Origin of the sequence: Agrobacterium salinitolerans (genome assembly GCF_027498475.1) — a bacterium.
GTDB lineage: Bacteria > Pseudomonadota > Alphaproteobacteria > Rhizobiales > Rhizobiaceae > Agrobacterium > Agrobacterium salinitolerans.
In genome coordinates, this window is sequence record NZ_JAPZLN010000001.1 from 1726292 (window position 1) to 1745106 (window position 18815).

Annotated in this window: 16 protein-coding genes; 4 read left to right on the forward strand and 12 right to left on the reverse strand. The window is 56.0% G+C overall.

Features of this window, described 5'->3' with window-relative positions; genetic code table 11:
• Window positions 1-161 precede the first annotated feature (161 nt).
• Window positions 162-854 (forward strand): FadR/GntR family transcriptional regulator, encoded by a 693-nt coding sequence (locus O9X91_RS08225; RefSeq protein WP_142912894.1) that lies wholly within the window; start codon window positions 162-164, stop codon window positions 852-854.
• Between the two features lie 42 nt (window positions 855-896).
• On the forward strand, window positions 897-2429 hold the full coding sequence (locus tag O9X91_RS08230; protein ID WP_020809849.1) for a UxaA family hydrolase: 1533 nt from the start codon (window positions 897-899) through the stop codon (window positions 2427-2429).
• 87 nt (window positions 2430-2516) lie between these two features.
• On the opposite strand, the gene purH is transcribed toward O9X91_RS08230, so the two are convergent.
• The 4 genes from purH to htpX all read right to left on the reverse strand — a co-directional run bounded on the left by purH (window position 2517) and on the right by htpX (window position 8427).
• Window positions 2517-4133, reverse strand: a complete 1617-nt coding sequence (gene purH, locus O9X91_RS08235) for a bifunctional phosphoribosylaminoimidazolecarboxamide formyltransferase/IMP cyclohydrolase (RefSeq protein ID WP_142912893.1) — start codon at window positions 4131-4133, stop codon at window positions 2517-2519.
• Between the two features lie 153 nt (window positions 4134-4286).
• Complete coding sequence (locus tag O9X91_RS08240) at window positions 4287-5954, reverse strand: heparinase II/III family protein (RefSeq protein WP_162520513.1); 1668 nt, start codon at window positions 5952-5954, stop codon at window positions 4287-4289.
• 125 nt (window positions 5955-6079) lie between these two features.
• Window positions 6080-7465 (reverse strand): RsmB/NOP family class I SAM-dependent RNA methyltransferase, encoded by a 1386-nt coding sequence (locus tag O9X91_RS08245; protein WP_142912892.1) that lies wholly within the window; start codon window positions 7463-7465, stop codon window positions 6080-6082.
• Window positions 7462-8427 carry a zinc metalloprotease HtpX gene (htpX, locus tag O9X91_RS08250; protein WP_142912891.1) on the reverse strand — a complete coding sequence of 322 codons (966 nt, stop codon included), beginning with the start codon at window positions 8425-8427 and terminating at the stop codon, window positions 7462-7464. The genes O9X91_RS08245 and htpX overlap by 4 nt, the downstream gene beginning before the upstream one ends.
• A gap of 118 nt (window positions 8428-8545) precedes the next feature.
• Here htpX and O9X91_RS08255 point away from each other — a divergent pair, with 118 nt between their 5' ends.
• The gene (locus O9X91_RS08255; RefSeq protein WP_077983668.1) at window positions 8546-8758 is read left to right on the forward strand and encodes a DUF1674 domain-containing protein; all 213 of its coding nucleotides are present in this window, start codon (window positions 8546-8548) and stop codon (window positions 8756-8758) included.
• Between the two features lie 60 nt (window positions 8759-8818).
• On the opposite strand, the gene O9X91_RS08260 is transcribed toward O9X91_RS08255, so the two are convergent.
• The 8 genes from O9X91_RS08260 to hemE form a co-directional block, all read right to left on the reverse strand.
• Window positions 8819-9700, reverse strand: coding sequence for a ParB/RepB/Spo0J family partition protein (locus O9X91_RS08260; protein WP_003505321.1), 882 nt, complete (start codon window positions 9698-9700; stop codon window positions 8819-8821).
• Between the two features lie 29 nt (window positions 9701-9729).
• Entirely contained in the window at window positions 9730-10524 is a 795-nt protein-coding gene (locus tag O9X91_RS08265) for a ParA family protein (RefSeq protein ID WP_142912890.1), read from the reverse strand.
• Between the two features lie 19 nt (window positions 10525-10543).
• Window positions 10544-11161, reverse strand: coding sequence for a 16S rRNA (guanine(527)-N(7))-methyltransferase RsmG (gene rsmG / locus O9X91_RS08270; RefSeq protein WP_142912889.1), 618 nt, complete (start codon window positions 11159-11161; stop codon window positions 10544-10546).
• Between the two features lie 11 nt (window positions 11162-11172).
• Window positions 11173-13056 (reverse strand): tRNA uridine-5-carboxymethylaminomethyl(34) synthesis enzyme MnmG, encoded by a 1884-nt coding sequence (gene mnmG, locus O9X91_RS08275; RefSeq protein WP_142912888.1) that lies wholly within the window; start codon window positions 13054-13056, stop codon window positions 11173-11175.
• Window positions 13057-13119: 63 nt separating this feature from the next.
• Window positions 13120-14451, reverse strand: a complete 1332-nt coding sequence (gene mnmE, locus O9X91_RS08280; protein ID WP_162520492.1) for a tRNA uridine-5-carboxymethylaminomethyl(34) synthesis GTPase MnmE — start codon at window positions 14449-14451, stop codon at window positions 13120-13122.
• 86 nt (window positions 14452-14537) lie between these two features.
• Window positions 14538-15803: a transcription termination factor Rho gene (gene rho / locus O9X91_RS08285; protein ID WP_004444236.1), complete on the reverse strand. Its 1266-nt coding sequence runs from the start codon at window positions 15801-15803 to the stop codon at window positions 14538-14540.
• Between the two features lie 186 nt (window positions 15804-15989).
• Complete coding sequence (hemJ, locus tag O9X91_RS08290) at window positions 15990-16535, reverse strand: protoporphyrinogen oxidase HemJ (protein ID WP_162520491.1); 546 nt, start codon at window positions 16533-16535, stop codon at window positions 15990-15992.
• A complete protein-coding gene (gene hemE, locus O9X91_RS08295) occupies window positions 16532-17563 on the reverse strand; it encodes a uroporphyrinogen decarboxylase (protein ID WP_269834292.1) in 1032 nt (343 codons plus the stop codon). The genes hemJ and hemE overlap by 4 nt, the downstream gene beginning before the upstream one ends.
• 408 nt (window positions 17564-17971) lie before the next feature.
• Here hemE and O9X91_RS08300 point away from each other — a divergent pair, with 408 nt between their 5' ends.
• Window positions 17972-18793 (forward strand): pyruvate, water dikinase regulatory protein, encoded by an 822-nt coding sequence (locus O9X91_RS08300; RefSeq protein ID WP_077983674.1) that lies wholly within the window; start codon window positions 17972-17974, stop codon window positions 18791-18793.
• Window positions 18794-18815: the final 22 nt, after the last annotated feature.

An 18815-nucleotide genomic window follows, 5' to 3' on the forward strand; every position in this document is an offset into this window, starting at 1 on the left:
TAAAAATTGGAGGCTAGCTTTAGAGGCAACGGATAGCCATCGTGAGAAACTTTAAAATAGTATCGTATTTTCAGTATATTGAGTAATTTCTTGCGTATTGCTACACTTGGCGTTACGGTAAGGCCAAATACAAGCATCACGAAGGCTTCAGCAAAAAACACATGAGTGGTCAGGCCAAAATAGCGGAACCGCGCAGGCTGTATCAACAGATTGCGGATCAGATACGCGAACTCATCGACATGGGTGAATTCCTGCCTGGGACGCGGCTTCCTGCTGAGCGGGAACTGGCGCAGAAACTCGGTGTATCGAGGCCTTCCTTGCGCGAGGCGCTGATTGCGCTTGAAATCGATAACACCGTTGAAATTCGCATGGGTTCCGGCGTCTATGTATCGGCCGAAGCGCTGCAGACTACCCATCATACCAAATCGCTCGGTGACAGCCCCTCCGAACTGATGCAGGCGCGCGCCGCTCTGGAGGGTGCCACCATCGTGTTGGCGGCAAGCCGGATGACTGATGAGACAATCGCGACCCTCCGCCAGATACTCAATACCATGCAGCGGGAAATCGAAGCCGGCCGCAAGCCTCTGGATCAGGATCGACTGTTTCACGTCATCATCGCCGAGCAATCCGGTAACAGCGTTTTGGCCCGAATGGTGGCGAACCTCTTCGACGAGCGCCACAGCCCCATTTCGGCCCAGCTTCGCGTGAAATTTGAAGACCGCGATACCTGGACCCAAGCCCTTCAGGAGCACGAGGCCATTCTGGCGGCGCTTGAACTGAAAGACCCGCTGCTGGCGCAGGCCGCCATGCATACGCATCTGGAAGGTTCGAAGAGACGCTGGGTCGAAAATTGATCTAGAAACATAGCAGGCAATATAACGGGAGGAGGATAACCCGTGAGTGAGAATTCCGAGGCAACCATTTTGCTGAACGCCAACGACAATGTCGCGGTGGCACGTCGGTCCATTCCGGCCGGCGGCGCGACGGGCAGGGGCGATCTGGCGGCGCTCGAGCTGATCGGGCGCGGGCACAAGGTGGCCCTGAAGTTCATCAAATCGGGCGATGAGGTGCTGAAATACGGACAGGTCATTGGTATCGCCACCCAGGATATTGAGCCCGGCCGGCACGTGCACCTGCACAATCTCGCCATGGTGCCTTCCGAACACGCACATCAGTTCAGTGTTGATATCGAAGAAAAGGGCATGGTGCCGGAAGCCGAACGCCGGACGTTTAGGGGTTATGACCGCGGTCTCGGTGGTGTTGGAACGAGAAACTATATCGGCGTCATCGCTTCGGTGAACTGTTCCGCCACGGTGTCGCGTTACATCGCGGATTATTTCAACAAGCAGGGCGGCCTTGATGGTTTCGACAATGTCGATGGCGTCGTGGCGCTGACCCATGGCGGCGGCTGTGCGCTGAATACGAAATCGGAAGGTTACCGCCTGCTGATCCGCACCATTCAGGGTTATGCCCGCCACCCGAATTTCGGCGGCATTCTGCTGATCGGCCTCGGTTGTGAAACCAACCAGATCGCGCCCATTCTCGAACATTACAAGATGGAAGAGGGTGAGCGGCTGCGCACCATGACGATCCAGCAGCATGGCGGCACCCGCAAGACAATCGATGCGGCGATCGCCGAGATCAAGGCCATGCTGCCTATGGTCAATGCCGCCCGCCGCACGGAACAACCGCTTTCCAAGCTGAAGGTGGCGCTGGAATGCGGCGGTTCGGATGGTTATTCCGGCATTTCCGCCAACCCGGCTCTGGGTTACGCCTCCGACCTCATCGTCCGTAACGGCGGCACCACAGTCCTCTCGGAGACGCCGGAGATTTACGGCGCCGAGCATCTCCTGACGAAGCGCGCCGTCACCCCTGCCGTCGCCGAGAAGCTCCTACAGCGTATAGACTGGTGGCGTGATTATACCGCCCGCAATGGCGACGAACTCAATAACAACCCCTCCCACGGTAACAAGCTTGGCGGCCTGACCACGATTCTGGAAAAATCGCTGGGCGCGGTCGCCAAGGGCGGCTCCATGCCGCTGAAGGCGGTTTATGAGTTTGCTGAAACCGTGACGGAACAGGGTTTCGTCTTCATGGATACACCCGGCTATGACCCCGTTGCCGTCACCGGCCAGGTCGCGGGCGGCTGCAACGTCATCTGTTTCACCACCGGTCGCGGCTCGGTTTCCGGTTTCAAGCCGTCGCCGTGCATCAAGATCGCCACCAATTCCGAAATGTATGAACACATGAAGGAAGACATGGATATCAATTGCGGTGAGATCGTCACCGGCGCTGAAACCATCGAAGAATCCGGCAAACGAATTTTCGAGCATATTCTGGCGGTAGCGTCCGGCGACAAGACCGTCAGCGAAATATACGACTACGGCGATAATGAATTTGTGCCGTGGCAGGTTGGAGCCGTGACCTGAACACTGCGGCGCCAAGACTGTCCCACGTGAAACAAAAGGCCCGGAAATCAATTTCCGGGCCTTCTTTATTCCTGATTATTTCCGCGCTTAATGGCGGAAGTGGCGCATGCCGGTAAAGACCATTGCCACATTATGCTCATTCGCAGCGTCAATCACTTCCTGATCGCGCATGGAGCCGCCCGGCTGGATGACAGCGGTAGCGCCAGCAGCAATCGCGGCGAGCAAACCATCGGCAAAGGGATAAAATGCTTCCGAAGCGACGGCGGAGCCGCGCGTCAACGGCTCGGCAAGACCAAGAGCCTTGGCGGCATCTTCCGCCTTCTGGGCAGCGATACGCGCGGAATCCACACGGCTCATCTGGCCTGCGCCGATACCCGCGGTCTGCCCGTCCTTGGCGTAAATGACGGCATTGGACTTCACATGCTTGGCGATCTTGAAGGCAAACTTCATGTCTTCAAGTTCCTGCGGTGTCGGCGCTCGCTTGGTGACGACCTTGAGGTCCAGATCCTCGACCATGCCATTGTCGCGGCTCTGCACCAGCAGGCCGCCCGAGACGGTCTTCGCAGTGAGGCCAGCCGCGCGCGGATCAGGCAAACCGCCAGCGGCAAGAAGGCGCAGGTTCGGCTTGCGGGCGATGATGGACTTGGCTTCTTCGGTGACATCAGGCGCGATGATGACTTCGGTGAAGAGCTTGACGATCTCTTCCGCCGTTTCCGCATCGAGCGTGCGGTTCAGGGCAATCACGCCACCAAAAGCGGAAACGGAATCGCATGCCAGCGCCCGCCGGTAAGCTTCGGCAAGTGTCGGCCCCGTCGCCACGCCGCAGGGATTGGCGTGCTTGATGATAGCGACTGCCGGCGTATTTTCCGGCAAGAATTCCGCCACGAGCTCGTAAGCTGCATCGGTGTCATTGATGTTGTTGTAGGAAAGCTGCTTGCCCTGAAGAAGCGTCGCGGTCGCAACGCCAGGACGCTTTTCGCCGGTGAGGTAAAAACCAGCGCTCTGGTGCGGGTTTTCGCCATACCGCATCTTTTCCTTCAGCGCGCCGCCGATAGCGCGGTAATCCGGCGTTTCGATTGCAAGCGCCTCTGCGAACCAGTTGGAAATCACCGCATCATAGGCAGCGGTGCGGGCATAAGCCTTGGCGGCAAATCGCTGGCGCAGCGTATAGGACGTCTGGCCGTCATCGGCCTGCAGGGCCTCAACCAGATCGGGATAGTCAGACGGATCGGTAACCACAGTGACATAGGCGTGGTTCTTGGCGGAAGCGCGGATCATGGCCGGGCCGCCAATATCGATGTTTTCCACCGTCGTCGGATAATCGCCGCCCTTGGCGCGAACTTCTTCGAAGGGATAGAGATTGATGACCGATAGATCGATCGCCTCGATGCCGTGCGCCTTCATCGCCTCGACATGATCGGCATCATCCCGGATCGCCAGCAAGCCGCCATGAACGCTGGGATGCAGCGTCTTCACGCGACCATCCATGATCTCGGGAAAATTCGTGACGTCTGAGACATCCGTAACCGGCAGGCCTGCCTCAGCAATGGCCTTTGCCGTACCGCCGGTCGAAAGCAGCTTGACGCCAAGCTTGGAAAGCACCGTCGCCAATTCGATAATGTCCGTCTTGTCAGACACGGAGAGAAGCGCCGTGCGGATTTTTACCTTATCGGGGGCGGGAATTTTCTTGGACACGACGGCCATCAGGCATACTCCGTTTAACGGGGAGGACAGGCTGGAATGGAATTGATCCAGCAATTGCCGCCGCGTTAACACAGCTTACCGGATTAATAAACAGCGGGGATGCCGAACGATGACAACTATGGTGGTTTTTGACCGGCATCGCCGGAAATTTGCCTAGGCTTGGCGTTCGATCAGCCAGCGGATTTCCCGCGTATTCGCAAGATTGAAGGGGAGTTCAATCTGCTGCGACGGGCGCATACCGGATGCGTCGGCCATGAAGACGTCTTCGGTGACGAAAAGCTCCAGCCCGGGTGCGGAAAACAGCCAGACGATTCCATCCGCTGCCTCCAGATAGACCGACTCCTCATCCCGCTGATGTAGCTGAATGTGGGGATGAATATGGAAACGTGAAACCGCTGTGACCGACTGCGATTGCGCTTTCGCCGCATTTTCGTCGCGCCGCAGCAGATCCCGACCCTTTATCTTGGTGCCGACCGCATTCAGTTCTATTTCCCGCTCATGGTAACAACCGAAATTCTGCAAATAACCGTCATGTGATGCCCAGAGAACATCATTACCGTTAGCATCCGCCCCGCGCCTGCTGTCGACGTGGGTGACGCCTGACACCATAATCGGACCAAGTAGCCGCGAGCGCGACAGTCTACAGGATGAGGTATCCGCAAGCGTGACGGTGGAATGCGCCGCCGTGGAACGGCTGGCGCGCTGATATTCCGGCGCGGCGTTACGTGGAAAGCCGGAATTGACGATGAAGCGGTTCTTGCCGCAGGACATTTCGAAAGACAGGCAACCCGAATGAGCACTCCGTGAAAGCTCCGCCGAGCCGGGATACCCTGTATCGACGATGATGACCGTATCGTCCGTCGCAAGCCGGTGATAGTTCACATCCGGCAGGACCTTTGAAGGCCGGCCGGCCGTTTCATCATAGCGCAATACGGAAACAAGCTCATTGGCGAGCGTGGCCGTGGCGCCGTTGAACAGCGCGAGATCGCCGCCCTGATGCCGGAAGAATCGGATCGCCGGGAACATGCGGTCTATCGCCGGCACCAGACCTGACGGCAGATCATGGCCGAGATTGATATAACTTTGCCGAAGCGGCAGGAGATCGAGCAACAGATCCAGCATGACGCGTGGATTACGGGAAACATGTCCGCCATCGGGCAGAATCTGGCGTTCCATTTCCTGAGCCAGCTTCATTCCATTCCGCGTGATCCGTGAAAGGCGCGTTGGCATGGCAATGGAAGCCATGGCCAATGCAATCCTGATCCTCAGCCGCGCTTCGCCATCGGGCGCGTGTCTGACAATTCTTTCGAGATACCGCACATGAAAGGCGAGGCTTTTCAGAAACCGGCGATAAAAGCCGGCATCGGCCTCGTATAAAACGACGGGAGAGTGCGAAAGCCAGGCAATGAGCCTTTGTGCGGCGATTTCCGGTGACCAAGCAATACCTGCAAGCCGTTTGCCATGAAGCACCATCCACTCCGCAACAATGCGGCGCGCTCGTTTGCAGGCCTCGCTCGATTTATCGGAGCGAATATGCCGTAGCCAACTAAATGCATGCAGCCGTTCTTCAAAGACCACCGAGGGATATTCCATCTGAAATGGCGAAGCTCCGCCAGTTTCGACGACACGCCCGGCCAGCGCGATGCGGCCCCGCAACAGTTCCTCGGCGAAATAGGGATCGATGGCTCTAAGATCGGTCGGCGCCGCCACCAGACCGTCTGGCGCACGAGTGGCAAATCGCGACATATGCAGGCGCAGAGGAGTGAGTCCGACACACAGATGACGATACGCCATCCGCGACAGAAGACCGGCGGCATTCATGCTGCCTGCAAAGGACCCTAACAAGCTGTGTTTCCCGTTTCACATGTTTTGTTTTTATCAGTGAACCGCGACGACCGGAACGTTTTCGATAAATATCTAATGATTCGCGAGAGCTTGGCTTTTTTCTACTTCTTACGCAAGACACTGCTAAAAAACCCATCGACGCCGCCGAACATATCCGGCGTTGTGCGAAGATCGCCATCGGGACTGATGGCCGCTTCCATTCCGGGCCAATCCTCGCGGCGGACGGCAACACGCTCCACGTCGGGATTTTCCGCCAGAACCTCGGCAATCATCGCTTCTCCTTCAGAAGGATCCAGCGAGCAATTGGAGAAGACAACGAGACCGCCCGGTCCAACAAGGGTCAGCGCATGCCGCAGCATCTGGCCCTGAAGGGCAGCGAGTTTGGCAATATCGTTCTCATCCTTGGTCCAGCAGACATCGGGATGTTTGCGAAGTGTCCCGGTGGAAGAACAGGGCGCATCGAGGAGGACCGCGTCAAAGAGCTGTTCCGGCTGATACTTCAGCATATTGGCCTCCACCGTTTCGGCACGGAGACCAAGCCGGTCGAGGTTTTCCCTGAGGCGACGAAGACGGTTTCCCGACTGATCCAGCGCCGTCACCTTGGCGCCCGCCAGCGCAAGCTGCGCGGTCTTGCCGCCCGGGGCCGCACAGAGATCGGCAACACGTTTGCCCGCAATGTTACCCATAAGCCGAACCGGCATGCTGGCGGCAAGATCCTGCACCCACCATGCACCCTCCGCGAAGCCTTCGAGCGAGGGGATCTGCCCCTCGAATTCACCCAGACGCACGCTGCCGTTCGGCATCAGCGTACCGCCCAGTTTTTCCGCCCACAGAGCGGGATCAACCTTGATCGTGAGATCGATAGAGGAAGGCGTCAGCTGCGCTTGCGAAATCCTCTGAGCCGCCTCAATTCCGTAAGCCGAAACAAGCCGCTCGTAGAACCAGTCCGGCAGCACGGGAACGTCGGCGACAGCCTTTTCGATCTCCATCTTTTCACGACCGAGCCGTCGAAGAACAGCGTTCACCAGTTTGACGAAACGCCGGTTGCGCGGATCGCGGTGAGCCTGCTCCACGGCGAGATCGACAGCGGAATGGTCCGGCACATCGAGGTAAAGCATCTGCGCCGCACCGACGACAAGAACGTGATGCAGCGATCGCGCGCCCTGCGGCAGCGGACCATCGAGCAGCATCGACAAAGCCGTTTCAATCCGGGGGAGGTGGCGAAGCGCGCTGTTGACGATGGCCCTCACGAGCGCCCGGTCGGCAAGCGACAGGGCTCGATAGACGGGATTGCCGTTCTCGCTATCGAGCATCCCATCCAGCGAGGTCTTTTTTTCCAGAACGGCGGCCAGAATGCGAGTGGCGGCAATGCGCGCGGCGAGACCCGGCTTATCCTGGAAAGACGAAGGGCCGTCTTCACGGCCCTTCCCATTAGCCGGTCTCGGTTTTCTGGACCGCGCCGGCTTATTCTGAATATCGGATGTCAAGACCACGGCCCCTTGCGCTCGTTTTCATTGCCTCGTCCCCAGCCTGTTTTGGGAACGGAGCTTGATTTGCGCAGAGGTCTATCACCCGATGGCGGCGGCGTCGATCCTCGCGGGGAAAACTCCTGCGCCATGGCGTGCAGTGCGGCCAAGCGATTTTCCGTATTCGGATGCGTGGAGAAGAGATTGTCCATGCGCTCGCCGGAAAGCGGATTGATGATGAACATATGCGCCGTTGCCGGGTTACGCTCGGCATCGTCATTGTGGATACGCTGCGCCATGCCCGAAATCTTCTGCAATGCGGAAGCAAGCCAGAGCGGGTTGCCGCAGATTTCCGCGCCGCGCCGGTCGGCGGAATATTCCCGTGTGCGGCTGATCGCCATCTGCACCAGCATCGCGGCCAGCGGCGCCACGATCATCGCCACCAGCACGCCGATAAAGCCGAGCGGATTATTGTTGTTCTCCCGGTTGCCGCCGAAGAAGAAGGCAAAATTGCCGAGCATGGATATGGCGCCCGCCAGCGTGGCGGTGATTGTCATGGTCAGCGTATCCCGGTTCTGCACATGCGCAAGCTCATGCGCCATGACACCGGCCACTTCCTCCGGTGTCAGACGCTGCAGCAATCCTGTCGAAGCGGCAACGGCGGCGTTCTGCGGATTACGCCCGGTCGCGAAGGCGTTGGGTTGCGGGCTATCGTAAATATAGACCTTCGGCATCGGCAGACCGGCATTTTGCGACAGGTCGCGGATCATGTGAAAAAATTCGGGCGCATTCGCCTCGTCGATCTCCCGCGCATGATAGGCGGAGAGAACCATCTTGTCAGAGTTCCAGTAGGAAAAAATATTCATACCGGCTGCTATGACCAGGGCAATCATCATGCCGCCCTTGCCGCCGATCAGAAAACCGACACCCATGAACAATGCGGTCATGAAGGCCAGAAGCATTGCCGTGCGCATCATGTTCATCCGTTTAACTCTCCTTGTCACTCACCGGGAATATTCCGGGGTTTATAAAGCCCCTCGGATTATATATCATCTGGTAAACGGCAAACGTATTTCAATATCCCGTCATAGGGAGGATTTCATGCAGAATGCGAATAATGACAACGCCACAGACAGCGGCGCGGAAGGTGTAAAGCGACTTTCGCCGGCGGCGCAGCGAGCGTTGAAAGAAGCGGAAGAACGGCGCAGGCAACAGGCCGATCTCAAGTTGCCGCCGGAAACCGGCGGCCGCGGCGGTGCAGAACCCGTGCGTTTCGGCGATTACGAAATAAAAGGCCGGGCCATCGATTTTTGAGCCCATAAATAAAAATACCCGCCAAAGGCGGGTATTTTATATTTTAAAACAAATAGGTACTTATTTCTGCTCCAGAAGCCGGCATACCGCTTCAAGCTGTTCCAATGTCCGGTAACCGATACGGATTTGCCCAGATCCGCCCTTGTGGCTGATCTTTACATCCAGCCCAAGAGCATCGGACAGGCTGCGTTCGAGCGCAATCGTATCGGAATCCTTTTCCGCAGCAGGTCGCTTCTCCGCAACATCGCCCTGCGATTTGATGTCATTCTGCGCCAGGCGCTCGGCATCACGAACCGAAAGTCCCTTGGATACGATTGTTTTCGCGAGCGTCGCCGGATCGGAAGTGGAAACAAGCGCGCGCGCATGACCTGCGGAGAGCGAACCATCCGCCAGCATATCCCTTACCGGATCGGGAAGCTTCAAAAGCCGCAGGCTGTTGGCAACGTGGCTTCGGCTCTTGCCGATGATTTCACCGAGATCATTCTGCGTATAGCCATGTTCGGCGATGAGCTGCTCATACCCCATCGCTTCTTCGAGCGGATTGAGATCGGAACGCTGTACGTTTTCGACAATCGCCAGTTCCAGCGCCGTGCGATCATCCACGTCGCGAACAATGACGGGAACATCGGTAAAGCCCGCCAGCTGCGCCGCGCGCCAGCGGCGCTCACCGGCTATAATCTCGTAGCGGTTGACTCCTACCGTTCTCACCACCACTGGCTGAACAATTCCATGCTGACGAATGGAGGCAGCAAGGTCCTGCAGCTCGTTTTCATCAAAATGACGCCGCGGGTTTCTTTGGCTGCGAGCGATGAATTCAATGGGAATGGTGCGATCAGCGTTAACCGCGCGTTGAGGCTCGCCGACCGGTACGGGCTGATCCATTTCACCGATCAATGCGGCAAGACCGCGCCCCAACCGACGCTTGGAAAGATCATCACTCATAAAATATTACTCCATACAGTCCGCAAATGTCAGGCAGCTTTGCGCAGGCGCTCTCTCTGGATCACTTCGGATGCAAGTTGCAAATAGGCCTGACTGCCGGCGCATTTCAGGTCATAAAGAATGGCCGGTTTACCATAGGACGGTGCTTCCGAAACACGAACGTTGCGTGGAATGAGGGTATGGTAAACCTTCTCGCCAAGATGGCTTCTCACATCCGAAACGACCTGTTGCGCAAGATTGTTACGCGCATCGAACATCGTCAAAACGATACCCTGTATATCAAGCTGCGGATTGACCGATCCACGTATCTGGCTGACCGTATCCAGCAGCTGGCTGAGACCTTCCAGGGCAAAGAACTCACATTGCAGCGGCACCAGCACCGAATGGGCGGCCGTCATCGCATTCATCGTCAAGAGATTGAAAGAGGGCGGGCAATCAACAAGAATGTAGGAGTAGCCCTTGGCTTCCATCGTCTCCATGGCCGCACGCAGCAGGAAAACGCGGTTGGAAACATTCGCGACCTGCATTTCGAAACCGAGCAAATCCATCGTGGAAGGCACGATATCGAGATTTGGAACGGCCGTGGGAACAGCAACGTCCGCTACCCCATGATCCCCCAGGAGAAGATCATAGGAAGAAAGCTTGCGCTCCTTGCGGTCAATGCCAAGCCCGGTACTCGCATTACCCTGCGGGTCCAGATCCACGATCAGTACACGCTCACCAATAGCCGCCAGTGCGGTAGCCAGATTGATGGCGGTTGTTGTTTTACCGACGCCGCCTTTCTGGTTAGCAACTGCGATAATCCGGTTTTTTTCAAAAGTCATGCCGCACCTGGCCAGTTCGTCAGCGCCTCAAAGCAAGGTTGCTGATTTCAAGAACAACAGAATCTGCCTCAATGGCACTCTGATGTTTTACCAGATCAAACTTCCAGCGACCATGTGCTTTCTGCACTTCAGAATCATAATCCCGGCCTTTATTAAAATAGGCCTTGAGATTTGGGTTATTCTGCGCCCAGGGATGAATATAATCGAAAAGCAAATCCAGTTCGGCGAGCGCGCGAGCCGAAACAGCCTCGCAGTTTTTGATGATCTCCGGTGCCGTCTCGATCCTGACGGGGTGAACTGCACCTCTTGCACCGGTTTCCTTCAGTGCAATTCGCAGGAATGCCGCCTTTTTATTGTTACTTTCGACCAGATCAACCCAGCCGTCGCCAAGATCAGCAAGAAAAATCGCGGTGACAATACCGGGGAATCCGCCGCCGCTTCCAAGATCAATCCATTTTTTTGGCTGCGGAGAGAGTTGGAATATTTGCGCGCTATCAGCCACATGCCGGTTCCAAAGCTCCGCGAGAGTGGAAGGTGCTACCAGATTCGTGGTCTTGTTCCACTTCTTAAAAAGCTCGACAAAATATTCGAGTCTTTCCTGTGTTTCACGTGAAACACTCTGGCCGTTTATCTTCATAATCCGACTCGCTATTGGTGCATGCGTAATTTTTCACTTCGCGTTGCGGAATCCTTCCGCAGAAGTGCGAGCAGCAGCGATATCGCAGCCGGTGTCATGCCGTCAACACGAGCGGCTTGGGCAATATTCTCAGGACGGGCTTTTTCCAGCTTTTGTTTAAGCTCGTTGGAGAGGCCGGATAGGCTCTTAAAATCAAAGTCATCAGGGATTTTCCTGTCTTCGTCCCGTTTGATATCGATGATATCAGCACTCTGCCTTTGCATGTAGACCGCATAACTCGCCTCAATCTGCAAGGTCTCGGCCACTTTCCCATGGAGGGCGCCCAGTTCTGGCCAATGCTTGGCAAGGACTTCGAGAGACATATCCGGATAGGCGAGCAATTCATAAACAGACCTGCGTTGACCGTCCTGATTAAGTTTCAACCCTTGCTTCGCCGCCTGGGATGGGCTGATGGAAATAGCCTTCAGCAGCTCTCGAGCACGATCCAAATCGGAAATGAAATTCGCGAAGCGTTCCTGCCGCTCGCGGCCGACAATGCCAGCAATCTGGCCAACTGGTGTAAGCCGCAGATCCGCATTGTCCACGCGCAGCGAAAGGCGATACTCCGCTCTGGAGGTAAACATGCGGTAGGGTTCACTGACGCCCTTCGATGTCAGGTCATCAATCATGACCCCAATATAGGACTCGGTTCGGCTAAAATAGACCGGATCGGCATTGCCTGCATAAAGCGAGGCATTCAAGCCGGCAACAAGACCTTGAGCACCCGCCTCTTCATAACCCGTCGTTCCATTGATCTGGCCGGCTAGAAACAATCCCGCAATCTTACGGCATTCCAGCGAGGGTTTCAGCTCGCGTGGATCGACATAGTCATATTCGATCGCATAACCCGGCTGCAGAATCGTCACCTGTTCAAGGCCCGGTATCGTTCGGATAAATTGTTCCTGCACGGCAGCGGGAAGGGACGTTGATATGCCATTTGGATAAATGGTGTGATCGTCGAGACCTTCCGGCTCGAGGAATATCTGATGACCGTCCCGTTCACCGAAACGGGTGATTTTATCCTCAATCGACGGGCAATAACGCGGACCGACCCCTTCGATCTGTCCCGAATACATCGCCGACAGATGAATATTGTCCTGAATGATCTTGTGGCCAGCTGGCGTGGTTCGAGTTACACCACATTCAATTTGGGGATTGAGAATACGATCCGTCATGAAGGAAAAGGGGACAGGATCCTCATCGGCAGCCTGCCGATCCACCGCATTCCAGTCAATCGTGCGTCCGTCCAGTCGGGCAGGGGTGCCGGTTTTAAGGCGCCCCATAACGAGACCCAATCGCGAGAGCGTATCAGAGAGGCCAACTGACGGCATTTCTCCAACGCGTCCCGCCGGAACCTTTTCGGAACCGATATGAATGAGGCCACGTAGGAAGGTACCGCTCGTCAGCACCACTGCGCCACACGGAATCCGGCTACCATTCTTCATGATAACTGCCGCGACACGATCATGCGCCATCTCAATATCGAAAGCATCGCCTTCAATAATGGTCAGGTTTTCAATCGCATCGATCTCCTGATGCATGGCATCGCGGTAGAGCCGGCGGTCGGCTTGGGTTCGCGGACCACGGACAGCCGGACCCTTCTTACGGTTGAGCATGCGGAACTGAATACCTGCCGCATCGGCAACCCGGCCCATCAAACCATCCAGCGCATCGATTTCCCGAACGAGGTGTCCCTTTCCCAGACCGCCTATGGCAGGATTACAGGACATGACACCAATCGTCTCACGCTTATGGGTAACAAGGGCGGTTTTTGCACCATGCCTTGCGGCAGCAGCTGCGGCTTCGCTTCCCGCGTGGCCACCGCCAATAACAATGACATCAAATGACTGGTGCATATCCCTGCGCCCTGTTCTACCAACATCGACATCACCGCTTCGGCCGCCGATGTTTCACGTGAATCATTTTCCTATGCAGAATTCCGAGAAGATCACGCCGAGCAAATCTTCCACATCAACGCGGCCGGTAATCCGTCCGAGCGATGTTGCAGCGAGTCTTAAATATTCCGACCTTATCGCAAGGTCCAGGGTCTCGGAATCGACCGCATCACTAACATAGTTCAGCGTCTCTTCAAGTCGTTTTTTATGCCGAGCGCGCGCAGGAACCAAAGTCTGGCCGGCACCGACGCGTTTTTCTAGTTCCTGCTTCAGCATCGACCGCAGTTCATTCAAGCCTATTCCTTCCTGGGCTGAGATAGACAGATCAAATCCATCATTCAAAGTAGGGGAATGGAGCGCTGTTTTCGTTCTCACTCGCAAATAGCTCTGGCTCCCGAGCGATTCAACAGGTTGTTTCGGGAACGAATCATTATCCTGAAGCAATAGAACGAGATCTGCCGTCTCGGCTGTCAAAACCGCGCGCCGCACGCCTTCAAGCTCAACGATATCCTGTGTTTCTCTTATTCCTGCCGTATCGAATATCCGAACCAAATATCCTTCCAGATTGATATCGACGCTCAAAACGTCTCGTGTTGTACCGGCAATGTCGGTAACGATCGCAACATCCCGACCGCTAAGAGCGTTCAAAAGAGTGGATTTGCCTGCATTTGGTTCACCGACCAGCGCCACCTTGAACCCGTCGCGAATGATTTCACCGCCGTTACCGCCCTGGAGATGATCACGGATTTCCGTTTTGAGAAGCGCCATGGCCTCCCAAACCTGAGCCGCCACGGAATCTGGAACGTCCTCCTCGTCGGCAAAATCTAGTTCCGCTTCGATGAGAGCGCGGGCTCGCGTCAGGCGGCTGGCCCAATCGTCATAAAGCGCCGACAATTTGCCAGTGCTCTGTTCCACCGCCAAGCGCCGCTGCATCTCCGTTTCAGCCTGCAACAGATCAGCGAGGCCTTCGACCTCAAGGAGATCCATCTTCCCATTCTCGAAGGCTCTACGAGAGAATTCACCGGCATCCGCGGGCCGAAGACCCTCAAGATTTTCGAGCTCGGCAAAAATCGAAGCCATGACCGCACGACTGCCATGGCTATGAATTTCAACGCAATGCTCACCCGTGAAGGAATTTGGAGCTGGAAAGGCGATTACCAGCGCCTGGTCGATGACATCGTCGTTTCGACTCCGAATCGAGCACAACATGGCCTTTCGTGGTGACGGAAGTTCCCGTCCCGTCAGCATCTTCAACGCATCGAAAGCTCTGGAGCCGCTAATCCTGAGAACAGCCACACCCGCCGGCAAGGCACCGCTGGAAAGCGCGTAGATCGTATCGGTGGAAGCTGGCATCATTCACCTCAGTCTAAAACAGGCAAGCCGCATCCGAATAAACGGACGCGGCTTTGAAGCTCTCACGATGAATCCGGCTAAAGGCCGGATCAGGTATTCATCGATTCGAAGAAATCCGAATTGTTCTTGGTCTGCTTCAGCTTGTCGATCAGGAATTCGATGGCGTCCATCGTACCCATCGGCGCGAGAATACGGCGAAGAACAAAAATCTTCTGCAGATCCTGACGCGGCACCAGCAGGTCTTCCTTACGCGTACCGGATTTCAGAATATCCAGTGCCGGGAAAATGCGCTTGTCGGCAACCTTGCGGTCAAGCACGATTTCCGAGTTACCCGTACCCTTGAATTCTTCGAAGATGACTTCATCCATGCGGCTGCCGGTATCGATCAGCGCGGTCGCGATAATGGTCAGTGAACCACCTTCTTCGATGTTACGCGCGGCCCCGAAGAAACGCTTCGGACGCTGCAGGGCGTTGGCATCGACACCACCCGTGAGAACCTTGCCGGAGGAGGGAACAACCGTATTGTAGGCACGGCCGAGGCGGGTGATGGAATCGAGCAGGATGACGACGTCGCGACCGTGTTCGACCAGGCGCTTGGCCTTTTCGATGACCATCTCGGCGACCTGCACGTGACGGACGGCTGGTTCGTCAAAGGTCGACGACACAACCTCGCCCTTCACGGAACGCTGCATGTCGGTCACTTCTTCCGGACGCTCATCGATAAGGAGAACGATCAGATAGCATTCCGGATGGTTTGCCGTGATGGAATGGGCGATGTTCTGCAGCAGAACGGTCTTACCCGTGCGCGGCGGCGCTACGATCAATCCGCGTTGACCTTTGCCGAGCGGTGCGACGAGATCGATCACACGCGACGACAGGTCCTTCGAAGTCGGAACGTCCAGTTCCATCTTGAAGCGCTCATTCGGGTAAAGCGGCGTTAGATTGTCAAAGTGAACCTTATGGCGGATCTTTTCCGGATCGTCGAAATTGATCGTATTGACCTTGAGAAGCGCGAAATAACGTTCGCCTTCCTTGGGGCCGCGGATCGGGCCTTCAACGGTATCGCCGGTTTTCAGCGAGAAGCGGCGGATCTGCGACGGCGAGATATAGATATCGTCCGGACCGGGCAGATAGTTTGCATTTGCGGATCGCAGGAACCCGAAACCGTCCTGCAGGACTTCGACGACGCCCTCGCCGATGATTTCGATGTCCTGGCTCGCGAGAACCTTGAGGATTGCGAACATGAGCTCCTGCTTGCGCATGGTGCTCGCATTTTCAACTTCCAGGGATTCGGCAAAAGTCAGCAAGTCGGTAGGCGATTTGCTCTTAAGTTCCTGAAGCTTCATTTCAGCCATGAAGAGAAGACCGTTTGATAATGTAATGTCGGGGGAGGGCGTGTTCGCGAATCAGATGCTGTGGGAAATGCCGCAGATGACTGAATAATTCACATGCCACGAAGATGAGTGGCCCGAAAATAGCGATTGTGCACGGCCGCTGCAAGAGGAAAGCACGAATTCCGCGAAATTTATCGTTGCACCGCCCTAGCCGAAGGGTTTCACAACCACAAGTATGACGATGGCGATCATCAGCACCGTCGGAACCTCGTTCATCAACCGCCAGTGACGGGCAGGCCGCGTATTTTCATCCCGCGCGAAACGTTTTGCGCTGCGCGTGAAATAAACATGGGTCGCGGTCAGAAGCACCACCAGCGCGATCTTGGCATGCAGCCAGCCGCCGGAAAAACCATAAACCGACCAGGCGAGATAAAGTCCCAATATCCAGGATATCATCATCGCTGGGTTCATAATCACCTTGATCAGCCGCTGTTCCATGACCTGGAAGGTTTCGGACTGCTGCGAACCCGGGGGTGCATCGGTGTGGTAGATGAAGAGCCGCGGCAGGTAAAAAATTGCCGCCATCCAGGAAATCACGGCGATGATATGCAGCGCCTTGATCCAGAGATAAAGATCGGCCGGATCGGCATAAAATAACAGGGCGACGAAAGCGGCAAAGACACCAATTGCGATGCCCGCGCGCAAAGCCGCCCGGTTACCGGAACGGGCGGAGGTTTGTTTTTCGTCACTCATGCCCCGGCTCCGCCGCGCACGCGCTGCACCAGCCGGGTCACGTTTTCCGGGTCAGCCTGGGGGGTAATGCCATGGCCCAGATTGAAGATCAGCGGACCTTGTCCCAGCGCCTGCAGCACAGCATCGATGCCATCCTGCAAGGCCTTGCCGCCCGCCACCATCAGCATGGGATCGAGATTGCCCTGCACCGGGCCTTCCTTCTGCAAGTCTCTGGCAAAACCGAGCGGCACCGACCAGTCGAGCCCGATGGCGTCGGCGCCCGTCTTGCGGCGATAATCTTTCAGAAGATAACCAGCTCCTTTGGCGAAGGCGATGATCTTTGTCGAGGGCCGGCGGGCGCGCACCGATGCGATAATGCGGGCGACCGGCTTTATCGCATAGTCCTCGAATTCCTTCTCACCGAGCACACCGGCCCAGGAATCGAAGATTTGAACCGCATCGGCACCGGCATCGATCTGCGCCACCAGATAATCGGCGGAAACCTCGGCCAGAAAAGCCAACAGCTTTTCCATGGCGGCCGGCTTCTGATAACCGAACAGCCGCGCCGGGGCCTGATCCGGCGTTCCGTGTCCCGCGATCATGTAGGTCGCAACCGTCCATGGGGCACCGCAAAAACCGAGAAGCGTCGTTTCATCCGGCAAAGAGGTGCGCAGACGGGAAACGGTTTCGAAAACGGGCGAAAGATGCGCCATGACATTTGCGCCGTCCAGCTTCTCGATACCGCTGACATTGATCGGGTCCATGGCCGGACCTTTTCCTTCGCTGAAAGACACGTTGCGATGAAGCGCATCCGGAATCACGAGAATATCGGAAAAAAGAATGGCGGCATCCAGCCCAAACCGGCGAATGGGTTGGAGAGTAACCTCCGTCGCCAGTTCGGGATTATAACAGAGATCGAGGAAACTACCGGCGCTCTTTCGCGTTTCCCTGTACTCGGGAAGATAACGCCCAGCCTGCCGCATCAGCCATATGGGCGGTGGTGTGACCGTTTGCCCGTTCAACACCGTCATAACCTTGCGTTCGCTCATGGCACCCAGCTTCTAAAAAATAAAATCAAAGAGATTTAAAAGATTTTCTATTTCTTAGAGTCTGTGGGTAGCAAGGATTAAAATCATTCCAGTCGAAATGCCGCAGTCACCAAGTTTCAAGCGTGCCTGCGGATGTTATCGCTCCGTTTGTTTTGGAATAATCCGTAGAATCTAAATTTTATAAATGATTTCAGTTGTTTATGTCAGAACAGAATAACAGAGCGATTGTGGATAATTTGTGGAAAATTTTGAACAGTTGCGCATTCTCCCAACAATCCACAAGCACGTCGGAGACGACTTAAGCCACTTGCGGATTGTGGAAAAACACCACTTTATTCACGTCGCGGTTCGACCCGCAGGACAATTCGGAGATTTGTCCCGGTTTATCAACAGCGGGAGAAAAACAGCGTGGAGAACAAAAAAAGCTTCTTCCATCTGCACCTGATTTCGGACTCAACGGGGGAGACTCTAATGTCGGCTGGTCGGGCCGTCTCGGCCCAGTTCCATGCTTCCATGCCTGTGGAACATGTCTATCCGATGATTCGAAACCAGAAGCAGCTCGCGCAGGTCGTGGATCTCATCGACAAGGAACCGGGCATTGTTCTCTATACGATCGTCGACCAGCAGCTGGCGGAGTTTCTGGATTTGCGATGCCACGCGATTGGCGTACCCTGCGTGAATGTTCTTGAACCAATCATCGGCATCTTCCAGACCTACCTCGGTGCGCCGTCCAGACGGCGGGTGGGTGCGCAACATGCCTTAAATGCGGATTATTTCGCGCGGATCGAGGCGCTTAATTTCGCTATGGATCATGATGACGGGCAAATGCCGGAAACCTATGACGAGGCCGATATCGTCATTATCGGTATTAGCCGCACATCGAAAACACCAACCAGCATCTATCTCGCCAACAGGGGAATAAAGACCGCCAATATTCCTGTTGTTCCCAATGTACCGCTACCCGAAAGCCTGTATGCCGCCACCCGGCCGCTGATTGTGGGCCTGGTCGCGACATCGGACCGCATATCGCAGGTGCGGGAAAACCGCGAACTCGGCGCGACGGGCGGATTTGACAGCGGTCGCTACACGGATCGCGCCACCATCATGGAAGAGCTGAAATATGCGCGAGCGCTCTGCGCCCACAACAATTGGCCGCTGATCGACGTTACGCGCCGCTCCATCGAGGAAACGGCGGCGGCCATCCTTGCCCTTCGTTCGAGGACACGATAATCCGAATCGCATCATTCGGAGC